The sequence below is a fragment of the Candidatus Magnetaquicoccus inordinatus genome (genome assembly GCF_004217665.1).
GTDB lineage: Bacteria > Pseudomonadota > Magnetococcia > Magnetococcales > Magnetaquicoccaceae > Magnetaquicoccus > Magnetaquicoccus inordinatus.
On the sequence record NZ_RXIU01000085.1, the window covers coordinates 2720 to 13498 of the forward strand.

The window sequence follows — 10779 nt, forward strand, 5'->3', positions numbered from 1 at the left end:
CAATCGCGACGCATCGAAACACTCACCCGCTTTATCAACCGTTTTCGCGCCAAAGCCACCAAAGCACGCCAGGTACAAAGCCGCATCAAACTGTTGCAAAAAATGGAACCAGTGGAAGCGCTTCCTGCCACACAAGAGGTTGCCCGCATTCGCCTGCCGGAACCAGGACGCTCCCCCTTGAAGATGGTAACAGTTCGTGATTTGAGCAAAAATTTTGAGGGAACAAGCGTCTTTGCCAAAGCCAGTTTTGATTGTCAGCGCGGAGAAAAAATTGGCTTGCTGGGACCAAACGGCTCAGGCAAATCCACGTTGTTAAAAGTGATAGCCGGACAACTTTCTCCCGATGGCGGCAGTTGTCTGCTGGGCGAACGGGTTCAAGCGGCCTATTTTGCCCAACATGCTTTGGAAGATCTCGACCCAGAAGCGACAATATTGCAGCAATCAGCAACCGCACTGCCCAACAGTATGAATGAATCTGCCTTGCGTGCCATTTTGGGCAGCTTTCTGTTTTCTGGAGAAGAGGTTTTCAAAAAAATCAAAGTGCTTTCTGGAGGGGAAAGGGCTCGGGTAGCCTTGATTCGTTTGTTGCTTTCCGGAGCCAATCTACTGCTATTGGATGAGCCGACCAACCATTTGGATATGGAATCCCGTGCAGCTCTCAGCGACGCTCTGGAGAGCTACCAAGGTACGCTCCTTCTGGTCAGTCATGATCGCGAACTGCTGCAAAATGTCTGCAAGCAATTTGTCCTGGTCAGCAATGGTGGCATCACCCCTCTTGAGGGCAATTTAGACAACTATCTGGAACAGAGCACGCAAGCCAGAGAGGAGCAACCCTCCTCTCCGCAACAGGAGCAAAAAAAGCAACGAATTTTGCAGCGCGAACAAACAAGCAATGAGCTGCGCCGCAAACGCCAGCAGACCCGACAACTGGAACAACAGATTCACCAACTGGAAAATGAGCAGAGCCAACTGAATCAAATTTTGGCCGACCCGGAGATCTATCAGGGTATCCACAGTGAACGGCTCAAACAGACTCTGGCTCGCAACAAAGAGATCAGCCACACCTTGGAAGAGGCGATGCTGGCCTGGGAAGAGGTTGCTTTAAGCATTGAAGAGTTGGAACAGCAACCCAGGCCACGCAGTGGCTGATAGAAGATCACTATTTTTCCGCATTTCAAAGATGATTCCCCAGATGTTTTGGATTAGCTCTTGACCTGGAGCAGGAATCAGTTAGAATGCCTGGATTTTCCCTGGTCGGCACCGGCACAGGCAGGGGGCCAATGAGGCCTGCTCGTACTCTAATGAGGTATTTTTTTATGGCTGTTCGTATTCGTTTGCAACGCAGAGGTTCCACAAAACGGCCTTTTTATGCGGTTGTTGTCGCAGATGCCAAAATGCCCCGGGATGGTCGTTTCCTGGAAAAGCTTGGCACCTATAATCCTCTCAAAGAGAGCGACAAACTTGACTTGCTCATGGAGCGCTACAACCACTGGGTCGGAGTGGGTGCAATTCCTACCGCAACAGTGGCCAGCCTGCTCAAACGGGCAGCGGCTGTCGGCTGATTGCGCTCTCTGCTCTGAAGGAGTCGGCATGACCGGTAATCACCCGGAATGGGTCTCCATTGGCCGTCTGTTAGGTCCATTTGGAGTCAAGGGATGGATTCGCGTCCTCTCTTATACCGACCCTGCAGAGGGAGTTTTGGATTTTGACGATTGGTGGATCGGCAAAGCAGAGAGTGGTGGCAACCCCATTGCCAGTCAATTGCGTCAAGTGCCATTGCTGGATGGTGCGTCACATACCCGTGGTATCGTCGCCCAGTTAGAGGGACTCGATACCCCAGAAAAGGCGCGTTTATGGTCAGGATTGGGCATTTGGGTGCCTCGTACCGAACTTCCTGAACCAGAAGAGGATGCCCACTACTGGACCGATTTGATTGGTTGCCAGGTTGTGGAAGAGAACGGCCAACTTCTGGGAACGGTCGATCATCTGTTTTCCACAGGTGCCAACGATGTTCTGGTGGTTCGCGAAGCAAATGGGGAAGAGCGCTTGCTGCCATTTATTCGCGAGGTGGTCATCGATATTCAGATCGACCAAAAAACCATAACAGTTTGCCTGATGCCGGGGATGTAGCTATTCGCTGCTCAATCGTTACGCTTTTTCCGGAGATGTTTACCGGTCTGCTCCGTCAGTCCATTCTGAAACGGGCGCAGGAGCATGGTCTGCTAGAGGTGAATTTGCTGCAATTGCGTGACTTTGCAGAAAATCGCCACCAGAGAGTAGACGATGCCCCCTTTGGCGGGGGGCCGGGAATGGTACTGAAAGCGGATGTACTGGAGCGGGCTGTGGGCCATCTGCGGGTGGCAGAAGATCCTTTGGCTCCAGCGCATGTGGTCTATTTGACCCCCCAAGGGCAACCATTTGTCCAGGCGGATGCCAAGCGCCTGGCGGGTATGGCACATCTGATTTTAGTATGTGGCCATTATGAGGGTGTGGATGAACGCTTTGTAGCCACCCAGGTCGATGAAGAGCTCTCTCTGGGTGATTTTGTTCTGACCGGAGGTGAGATTCCGGCCATGGCTGTACTGGATGCGGTAGCTCGTCTGTTGCCTGGCGTACTTGGTGATCCAGAAAGCTTTGCAGGTGACTCTTTTTATCAGGGGTTGTTGGATCACCCCCACTATACACGACCAGCTCGTTGGCAACCTGCTGCTGGTCAAACCTCTTTTTCTGTACCGGAAGTGTTGCTCTCTGGGCACCACAGCAAGGTCAGAGATTGGCGACGACGACAGGCATTATTACGCACTTTGCTGCGCCGACCCGATTGGCTGATTCGTGCCAATCTGTCGAAAACAGAAAAAGCTTTGATGGAACTGCTGGCCTCTGCATTGGAACAGGATGAATGGAGGCTGGTGGATGGAACTAACTGCGAAGATCAGATGAAATAAGGACAGACTTATGAACGAACTCATGCGCTTTCAGGAATCCCTGATTCAACGGAAGATGCCGGATTTTGCCGCCGGTAACACCCTGAAGGTCCACGTCAAGGTGGTTGAAGGAACCCGCGAACGGATCCAAATCTTTGAAGGTGTCTGTATCGCCCGTCACAACGCCGGATACTCCTCCACCTTTACCGTTCGCAAAGTCTCCTTTGGCGAAGGCGTGGAGAGAATCTTTCCCCTCTACTCCCCCAAGATTGAAAAAATCGAGGTGGTACGAGTGGGCGATGTGCGGCGTGCCAAATTGTACTATCTGCGTGAACTCTCTGGTAAAGCAACCCGTATCAAAGAGAAACGCACCTGGTAACCCCTCCAGCCATGACTGGTTTGGCTTGTCGGCCTGCCTTGCATCTGGAGCAAGAGCTCTACCGGCAAGGATTTGCGCCGGTTTGTGGTGTCGATGAGGTTGGTCGCGGTCCTTTGGCAGGGCCAGTGGTTGCTGCTGCGGTTATTCTGCCATTTTGGCAGTGGGAAACCATGCCGCTCGCTTTGACGCAGATCAATGATTCCAAACAGCTCACGGGCGAACGGCGTCGTTCTCTGCTGGGGGTGATTCAAGAATCAGCGCTGGCTGTAGCAATCGGGGAAGCGACTCCAACGGAGATTGATGCGCTCAATATTCGAGGAGCCACCTTGCTGGCTATGAGCCGTGCCATCGCCCTCCTGGAGTTGAGCGTACAAGCCTATGTGCTGGTTGATGGCCGCGACCTGCCCTCCGCTCTTCCCTGTCAGGGTCGGGCCATCATCCGCGGCGATCAGACATCCTTATCCATCGCTGCAGCATCGATCGTTGCTAAAGAGTATCGGGATGCACACATGGTGCAACTGGCCCAACAACATCCTGGTTACGGTTGGGAACAAAACAGCGGCTATCCCACCGCTGCCCATCGCCAAGCGTTGTTGACCCTGGGGGTGACAGCACAGCATCGCCGATCCTTCGGACCCGTCCGTGCCGCCTTGGCCAGTGAGAGCATCAACGAACCCAGGCTGTTCGACCTTTGACTGCCACAACAGAACAAGGGCTTAGGTGATGGAAGAGTTTTCCCAATTGGCTCTGCTGCTGCACCAGGTTCGTGCGCAACGTATCGGTTTGGCTTATCATACCGCCGAGCAGTGGCTGAACCATGATCCCGATCAACTTCACTCTTTGCATATGCTGGCCCATATCTTGCTTAATGTAACTCAGCGATCATGGCGCCAAACAACAGTTCAGCAAGAGCAAAGTGCATTGTCACTGCAACACTCTTTGCAACGCTTGGCCCAAGCACAAGGGATTATCCTCTGGTTGCAGCAGGTGCAAAAAGGGCAGCAACGCGATGAACAACAAAAGCTGGCTTATCAAAATGGTTTGCAGCAGTGGTTGCAGAAAGTAGAACGATCCAGCGACAATCAGGAAGCGGTATGAGGAACAGCATCCAGCGAGGTTGGCATCTCTTGATTGTCAACGGTCCCAATCTTAACCTGTTGGGTCAACGGGAAGAGGGAATCTACGGACAGCTTACGTTGGCAGATATAGAGGCTGGCTGCCGAACTCGATTGGCGCAACTGCAAAGCTCTTTGGTGATAGAAAAGGCTTCTTTGGATTTTTTTCAATCCAACCATGAAGGGGTTTTGGTGGAGCGGATTCAGGAAGCACGGGACAAGACCGATATAATCATTATCAATCCGGCAGCATATACCCACACCTCGGTGGCTCTGCGTGATGCGTTGCTGGCCGTGGCGCTGCCGGTGATAGAGGTACATTTGAGCAATATTCACAAACGCGAACCCTTTCGTCACCACTCTTATATCAGTGATATTGCCTTGGGGCAAATCGTCGGCTTGGGTGCGGACGGGTATCTGTTGGCGGTAGAGGCAGCGTTGCGTTATCTGCAGACACAGGCGACAAAAGCTGCCAATAAAGAAAAGAATTGAACACCCTTTCAGAGGCTTGAGTTCCATGGATTTAAAAGAGATTCGGCAGTTAATCAAAATGCTGGCTGGTACGGATGTTGCCGAAATAGAGATTCGCGAAGAAGCGCAAACTGTTCGTATTAGCCGCCATCTGGCCTCGCAACACGATACAGCACCTCCGGCCTTTTCCCCAATGGTCACCTATGCAGCCCCACAACCAGTGGCCATGTCTGCCCCGGTTGCTGTTGCGGTGGACACACAAGCCATGCCTCCTGTTGGCAAAAGCACGGAGAGTATGGCCTCCGATAAAACCTTGACCATCACTTCACCAATGGTCGGCACCTACTATCAATCCAACTCACCGGAGGCACCACCACTGGTTGCCCATGGCGACATCATCAAAAAAGGGCAGGTTGTTTGTATTATCGAAGCCATGAAATTGATGAATGCCATCGAAGCAGAACATTCAGGCCGGGTGGTCAGTATTTTGAAGGAAAATGCCAGTCCGGTGGAATATGGTGAACCTCTCTTCATCCTTGAGCCGGTGTAAATGCCTATCTTCAATAAAATATTGATTGCCAACCGCGGCGAAATCGCCTTGCGGGTGCATCGTGCCTGCAAAGAGTTGGGTATTCAAACTGTTGCCGTCCATTCTGAAGCCGATGTCGGCTCAATGTGTGTGCGTCTGGCTGATGAATCGGTTTGTATTGGCCCGGCCCGTTCTGCAGACTCCTATCTGAATATCTCTTCGATCATGGCGGCAGCCGAGATCACCGACTCACGAGCCATCCATCCCGGTTATGGTTTTTTGTCGGAAAATCCAGAATTTGCTGAAATTGTACGCGCTTCTGGTTTGACCTTTATCGGTCCTGATCCCAGTGTCATCCGCCTGTTGGGCGACAAGGTGCAAGCGCGCAAAGCGATGATTGCTGCCGGTGTTCCGGTCGTTCCCGGTTCTGATGGCGAGGTATGCAACGAAGAGTCGGCTCTGAAAATGGCTCGTGAAATCGGCTTTCCGATCATTCTGAAAGCGGCTGCCGGTGGTGGTGGACGGGGCATGAAGGTGGTGCACTCCGATGCCGCTCTGGTCACCGCCTTTACTGTTGCCCGCAACGACGCCCGCCATTTTTTCAAGAATGATAAGGTCTATATGGAGCGCTATCTGACCGATCCGCGCCATATAGAGATTCAAATCCTGGCGGATAATCATGGCAATGCCATCCATTTGGGTGATCGGGACTGCTCTTTGCAACGCCGCCATCAAAAAATTCTCGAAGAGGCCCCCTCTCCAGCCATTACCCCAGAGCAACGGGAACAGTTGGGCCGGGTTGCAGCCAAAGCAGCTTTGGCAGTCAACTATACCGGTGTGGGCACTTTTGAGTTTTTGATGGATCGTGGCGAGTTTTATTTTCTCGAGGTCAACACCCGCATCCAGGTTGAACATCCGGTCACAGAGATGATCACCGGTGTCGATCTGGTCAAGGAACAGATTCGTGTGGCTGCCAACTTGCCGCTGACCATGCGTCAAGAGGATGTACAAATTCGTGGGCATGCCATTGAATGTCGGATCAACGCCGAAGATCCAGAAACTTTTATCCCCTCGCCAGGCCGCATCAGCGAATATCACCCGCCAGGCGGTTGTGGTGTGCGTGTCGATTCCGATGCCTATGCCGGCTATCGGGTTCCCCCGCACTATGATTCACTGCTGGGCAAACTGATCGTCCATGGTGCCAATAGAGCGGAAGCGATTGCGCGTATGCGCCGCGCCTTGGATGAATATGTCATTGGCGGTATCTCCACCACTATTCCGCTGCATCAACGCATCGTCCGCGATGGAACCTTTCGCAATGGTACTTATACGTTACGCTTTTTAGAGGAGTTTTTGAAAAACAACCAATGAGCGCCCCATTTGATCATCTGACCGTCCTCATTGATTCCTACCACCTCAAACAGGGGGTAAAGGCCATTGCACGGCAATTGCGTGCAGATCTGGATCAACTGCCTCCAGAAGAGCAAGCCGTTTTGGTTGTGGTACTCAAAGGAGGGGCTGTATTTGGCATAGACCTGCTACGCAGCTTGCAACGCTCCTTGCCAGTGGTTTTTATCCAGCGCACCCAACAACTCAACCAAACCCTCTCCCAGGCAGATCAAAATTTGCTGCACAATCGCCATCTGATTGTGGTCGATACGCTCATGGATACGGGTACCACGCTGCAAGCCCTTTGCCAGGAGTTGCAAACCTTTGCTCCCATCAGTGTGCGCATTGCCATTTTGCTGCACAAAACTGTCGCCAATGCCGAACCTTTGGCCATTCACTATCTGGGTTATGAGGTGCCTGATGTCAGGCTCTTTGGCTACGGATTGGATGAGGATGAGCACTATCGGGGTATGTCGGCAATCTATACCTGGTGGCCACAAACTCCCTCCCCCTTGCCCAGCGAAAGCGAAAAAAAGGGGAAAAAGAAAAGGGTGAGTGGTTGTGACAACACAGCCTGCTGCTGATTTGCTGGTACAACTGCTGAAACGCCGCCACTCTCTCTTGCAAGCCGACAGGGAGCAGCATGCTGCGACCTTGCGTGCGCACATCCAAAATGCACGGATTTTGGTGGTGGGAGCTGCCGGCTCCATCGGCTCAGCTTTTGTCGAGCAACTTGTGCAGTTTTATCCTGCCGCTTTGCATCTGCTGGATCCCAGCGAAAACAATCTGGTCGAACTGGTGCGCACGCTGCGTTCTGGAGAGTATAAAGCTCCTGAGGATTTTGCCACCTTTGCCATTGCCATGGGCACACCAGAGTTTCATGCCTTTCTCTCTGCCTCCTCACCCTATCAGGTGATTGTCAATTTTGCAGCTCTCAAACATGTGCGTTCGGAGCGGGATCCTTTTACCTTGATGCGTCTGATCCACACCAATATCGTGGCCTTGGACCAATTTTTGCTGCAGTTATCCCATACACCTCCGCAACATTTTTTTTCGGTTTCTTCGGACAAAGCGGTAGAGCCGGAAAATGCCATGGGCGCCAGCAAAGCGGGAATGGAGGCTGTGCTCTGGCAACATGCCGAACAGATTCCCGTCAGCAGTGCCCGTTTTGCCAATGTCGCTTTTTCTGATGGCAGTCTCTTGCATGGTTTTATCCGTCGTTGGGAGAAGAGACAACCATTGGCTGCCCCCAATGATGTACGACGCTATTTTCTCTCGCCACAAGAGGGGGGAGAGCTCTGTTTGTTGGCCTGTTTTTTGGCCAATAATCGGGAGATATTTATTCCCCGACTGCATGCCGAAGATGATCTGCACAGCTTTGCTGAGATTGCGCAGCTCTTTTTGCACAGCCAAGGGGTGCAACCACACCTTTGCCAATCGGAAGAAGAGGCGCGGGCAATGGCCGCACAACTGCGGCAAAACCCCACACCAGCGAGTTGGCCTTGTCTCTTTACCCCTAGTGATACCAGTGGGGAAAAGATGGTGGAGATCTTTGCCGCTGCCGACGAAACAATCGATTATGAGCGCTTCAACGCGCTGGGAGTCATCAGCAAACCACCATTTTCCCAGAAAGAATCCTTGCGCAGTGCTCTTGCCCAACTGCAAAACCTACGTCAGCGTGGCCATTGGCAGAGTGCAGAGATCATGGAGATTCTGCAACAGATTGTCCCCACTCTACGCCACAAACAGTTGGCAAAAAATTTGGATCAAAAGATGTGAGCAGGCTCTCTCCTGCCCGCTACAAGTGGGACAAGAGAGCTATTTCGGGAGAATACAGCGTCCAACTGAACCACTGGCACAGCGATGACCATCGTTCCAATAGACACCTTCGAGCTGCGCCCCCTGCCACTGCCCATCCAGAATATTGGCACCAAACAGGGTTGCTCCCCGCAGATCAGCATCGGTAAAGTTGGCTCCCTTCAAATAGGCTCCCTCCAGGTAGACTTTCTGCATATTGGCCCCGGTAAAATTGGCAGCGGCCAAATTGGCCTGTTTGAAATTGGTGTGCAGCAAATGCGCCCGTACAAATTGACTGCCTGCCAGATCGGCCTCCTCCAAGACAGCATCCTGTAAATCGCTGCCGCTAAAATCGGCTCCCTGGGCTTTTACCCGATAAAAGTTGGCTTTTCTGGCCTGCACAGCGCTCAAATTGGCCTGCGCCAACCGCGACCCTTGAAAATGAAAGCCAGGGAGGGACAACCCGTGCAAATTGGCTTGTGTCAAATCACAACGAATACATTTTTTGGCCTGCAACAATTTTTCCAGCCGTTCGGGCCAAGCGGGATCTGCCGCACGCACCCAGAGCGGTACACAACAGACCGCAACGGTCAGGCCAAAGAGCAGCCATCTTTTCATGTTGTGGCTTCCCGATTACGTAAAGCAAAATAGAGCAGATACCACAGCAGAAGTGCAGCGACAATCAATGAGACTCCTGCCAGACGCAACAAGGGATCCCATCCGCTCAGCATCGCCGCCACAAATAAAACCAAACCAGCCCATTGGTTACGCAGTTGCCACTGTCCGGATGGCGGGGTTAAATCCTCCATCATGGGCACACCGGGTTGACCGGCGCGCGAGCTGTAACGATGAAACCAGGTCAAAAAAGGGATAATGCGGTAGAGCATACCCATGATGATACTACTGACAAAGCCGAACAAAAACAAAACGGCAAACAGATAGCGCAAACGATCGGCACTGAACAGCGGCCACATCCACATCACCAATACCGCCAAAGAGCCTCCCAGATAGCCCACTTGCCACAGGCGTAGAGTGACATCCCATTTTTTGCGCCGCCGTTGTTGAAACAGCTCCAGCATAATTTTGCCATAGAGCAAAAGTGCGGCCAGAGCGGGGGAGGCAGCCAACCAGGCAGCCCAAAAAGGCAGAGGATCCCACAGCAACATGGCTGTCGGCAAGAGCACCCAGGTGACAGCCAGCCCGATCAGGATGGTGTAGGCGCGCTCTCTGGGAAAGGGGGGCATCATGTAGAACATGGGCAGAACATGAAAAGAGACGCCGATCATCAAAGTGGCGACCCAACCGAACAGCCCCCAAATCAGATGGACGCCAATCATGGCATGACGATCAATGGCCAAAAAGCCATGGGCATACTCTCCCAAAAAGATCAGCCCCATGATCAATACCGCCAACAGATTGAGAATGGCCAAACGCATGGCCCACAGAGTGGGATGAACCACATGGGCTCGGAACAACGTCAACCCCACAGGGATAATGAACAGAATCACTGCACCGGCAAGGCTGAAGCTGGCAAGCAGCAGCAACCAGCGGTGCAAGCCAATACCCACCTCCAAGACCAAACTCAACACCCCAACAATCAGCATGCCATGAACCCAGCGACTCCCTTTGACCCACGGTACAGGACCTCCACCCAATACCGGAATCATTTGGTACATCGCCCCAAACATCACAGTGGCAATCCAGCCTAAGGTTATTAGATGCACAAGAGCTACCGTTTCAGGCAATAATGGCGCCGACAAAAGGGATCCCCCCTCTTGCAGCAGCACCAGACCACAAAGCAGCAAAAAGAAGGGTGCAGTGGCAAAAAAGCGAAATGGCACACTCAATGGGGGGGCTTGGTCGATATGCAATCCACTTCCAGGCAGCATCAGACACTCCTAGGCAAAAAGACAATAAAACAAACTCGACTTGTCAGCAGATCAGTGTAGCCTTTTTTGCCGTCAAATAAAAGCGATCCTGCCAGAAACCCAGGGCAAGCGCATTTGAAAATAGAAAATTATTATGGAGCTCCAGGAGGAGATTATCTCCTCCTGGTGGGTGCAGGGCAAAGCCCTGCTGAAAATGTGCGGCGTTTCATCAGAAGCGAATGCGCAAGCATTCGCGCACGCCGCACCGATTTGTGCCCCGCAGGGGCACGCTTTGGGAGGGCGGACG

General features: G+C 52.5%; 14 protein-coding genes. 12 read left to right on the forward strand and 2 right to left on the reverse strand.

Features of this window, described 5'->3' with window-relative positions; all coding sequences use genetic code 11:
• From EJP87_RS17760 to EJP87_RS08035, 12 genes are all read left to right on the forward strand, one after another.
• Nucleotides 1-1149, forward strand: a 1149-nt coding sequence (locus tag EJP87_RS17760) for an ABC-F family ATP-binding cassette domain-containing protein (protein WP_193771235.1), incomplete at its 5' end; no start/stop codon positions are given.
• Between the two features lie 167 nt (nt 1150-1316).
• Nucleotides 1317-1562: a 30S ribosomal protein S16 gene (gene rpsP, locus EJP87_RS07985; RefSeq protein ID WP_130471337.1), complete on the forward strand. Its 246-nt coding sequence runs from the start codon at nt 1317-1319 to the stop codon at nt 1560-1562.
• A 28-nt stretch (nt 1563-1590) separates the two neighbouring features.
• Nucleotides 1591-2130: a ribosome maturation factor RimM gene (gene rimM, locus EJP87_RS07990; RefSeq protein ID WP_130471338.1), complete on the forward strand. Its 540-nt coding sequence runs from the start codon at nt 1591-1593 to the stop codon at nt 2128-2130.
• Between the two features lie 2 nt (nt 2131-2132).
• Entirely contained in the window at nt 2133-2945 is an 813-nt protein-coding gene (gene trmD / locus EJP87_RS07995) for a tRNA (guanosine(37)-N1)-methyltransferase TrmD (RefSeq protein ID WP_130471348.1), read from the forward strand.
• A gap of 10 nt (nt 2946-2955) precedes the next feature.
• Complete coding sequence (gene rplS, locus EJP87_RS08000) at nt 2956-3303, forward strand: 50S ribosomal protein L19 (protein ID WP_130471339.1); 348 nt, start codon at nt 2956-2958, stop codon at nt 3301-3303.
• A gap of 11 nt (nt 3304-3314) precedes the next feature.
• Nucleotides 3315-3998, forward strand: coding sequence for a ribonuclease HII (locus tag EJP87_RS08005; protein WP_130471340.1), 684 nt, complete (start codon nt 3315-3317; stop codon nt 3996-3998).
• A gap of 28 nt (nt 3999-4026) precedes the next feature.
• Nucleotides 4027-4401, forward strand: coding sequence for a hypothetical protein (locus tag EJP87_RS08010; RefSeq protein ID WP_130471341.1), 375 nt, complete (start codon nt 4027-4029; stop codon nt 4399-4401).
• Complete coding sequence (aroQ, locus tag EJP87_RS08015; protein WP_130471342.1) at nt 4398-4910, forward strand: type II 3-dehydroquinate dehydratase; 513 nt, start codon at nt 4398-4400, stop codon at nt 4908-4910. Before EJP87_RS08010 ends, aroQ begins: the two co-directional genes overlap by 4 nt.
• Before the next feature lie 25 nt (nt 4911-4935).
• The gene (gene accB, locus EJP87_RS08020; RefSeq protein ID WP_130471343.1) at nt 4936-5439 is read left to right on the forward strand and encodes an acetyl-CoA carboxylase biotin carboxyl carrier protein; all 504 of its coding nucleotides are present in this window, start codon (nt 4936-4938) and stop codon (nt 5437-5439) included.
• 6 nt (nt 5440-5445) lie between these two features.
• The gene (accC, locus tag EJP87_RS08025) at nt 5446-6789 is read left to right on the forward strand and encodes an acetyl-CoA carboxylase biotin carboxylase subunit (protein WP_130471349.1); all 1344 of its coding nucleotides are present in this window, start codon (nt 5446-5448) and stop codon (nt 6787-6789) included.
• Nucleotides 6786-7391: a phosphoribosyltransferase gene (locus EJP87_RS08030; RefSeq protein WP_130471344.1), complete on the forward strand. Its 606-nt coding sequence runs from the start codon at nt 6786-6788 to the stop codon at nt 7389-7391. Before accC ends, EJP87_RS08030 begins: the two co-directional genes overlap by 4 nt.
• Nucleotides 7369-8586 carry a polysaccharide biosynthesis protein gene (locus EJP87_RS08035; RefSeq protein ID WP_193771236.1) on the forward strand — a complete coding sequence of 406 codons (1218 nt, stop codon included), beginning with the start codon at nt 7369-7371 and terminating at the stop codon, nt 8584-8586. The genes EJP87_RS08030 and EJP87_RS08035 overlap by 23 nt, the downstream gene beginning before the upstream one ends.
• Before the next feature lie 39 nt (nt 8587-8625).
• Here EJP87_RS08035 and EJP87_RS08040 read toward each other — a convergent pair whose 3' ends face one another.
• Together EJP87_RS08040 and EJP87_RS08045 are read right to left on the reverse strand one after the other, a co-directional pair.
• Nucleotides 8626-9222 (reverse strand): pentapeptide repeat-containing protein, encoded by a 597-nt coding sequence (locus tag EJP87_RS08040; RefSeq protein WP_130471346.1) that lies wholly within the window; start codon nt 9220-9222, stop codon nt 8626-8628.
• Entirely contained in the window at nt 9219-10493 is a 1275-nt protein-coding gene (locus tag EJP87_RS08045; RefSeq protein WP_130471347.1) for a hypothetical protein, read from the reverse strand. Before EJP87_RS08045 ends, EJP87_RS08040 begins: the two co-directional genes overlap by 4 nt.
• Between the last annotated feature and the right edge of the window lie 286 nt (nt 10494-10779).

Bases quoted from the DNA above. Each gene is read 5' to 3' on its own strand.
- accB (WP_130471343.1), top strand. From the start codon at position 4,936: ATGGATTTAAAAGAGATTCGGCAGTTAATCAAAATGCTGGCTGGTACG.
- rplS (WP_130471339.1), top strand. From the start codon at position 2,956: ATGAACGAACTCATGCGCTTTCAGGAATCCCTGATTCAACGGAAGATG.
- EJP87_RS08045 (WP_130471347.1), bottom strand. From the start codon at position 10,493: ATGCTGCCTGGAAGTGGATTGCATATCGACCAAGCCCCCCCATTGAGT.
- EJP87_RS08040 (WP_130471346.1), bottom strand. From the start codon at position 9,222: ATGAAAAGATGGCTGCTCTTTGGCCTGACCGTTGCGGTCTGTTGTGTA.
- EJP87_RS08005 (WP_130471340.1), top strand. From the start codon at position 3,315: ATGACTGGTTTGGCTTGTCGGCCTGCCTTGCATCTGGAGCAAGAGCTC.
- aroQ (WP_130471342.1), top strand. From the start codon at position 4,398: ATGAGGAACAGCATCCAGCGAGGTTGGCATCTCTTGATTGTCAACGGT.
- rpsP (WP_130471337.1), top strand. From the start codon at position 1,317: ATGGCTGTTCGTATTCGTTTGCAACGCAGAGGTTCCACAAAACGGCCT.
- rimM (WP_130471338.1), top strand. From the start codon at position 1,591: ATGACCGGTAATCACCCGGAATGGGTCTCCATTGGCCGTCTGTTAGGT.
- EJP87_RS08030 (WP_130471344.1), top strand. From the start codon at position 6,786: ATGAGCGCCCCATTTGATCATCTGACCGTCCTCATTGATTCCTACCAC.
- EJP87_RS08010 (WP_130471341.1), top strand. From the start codon at position 4,027: ATGGAAGAGTTTTCCCAATTGGCTCTGCTGCTGCACCAGGTTCGTGCG.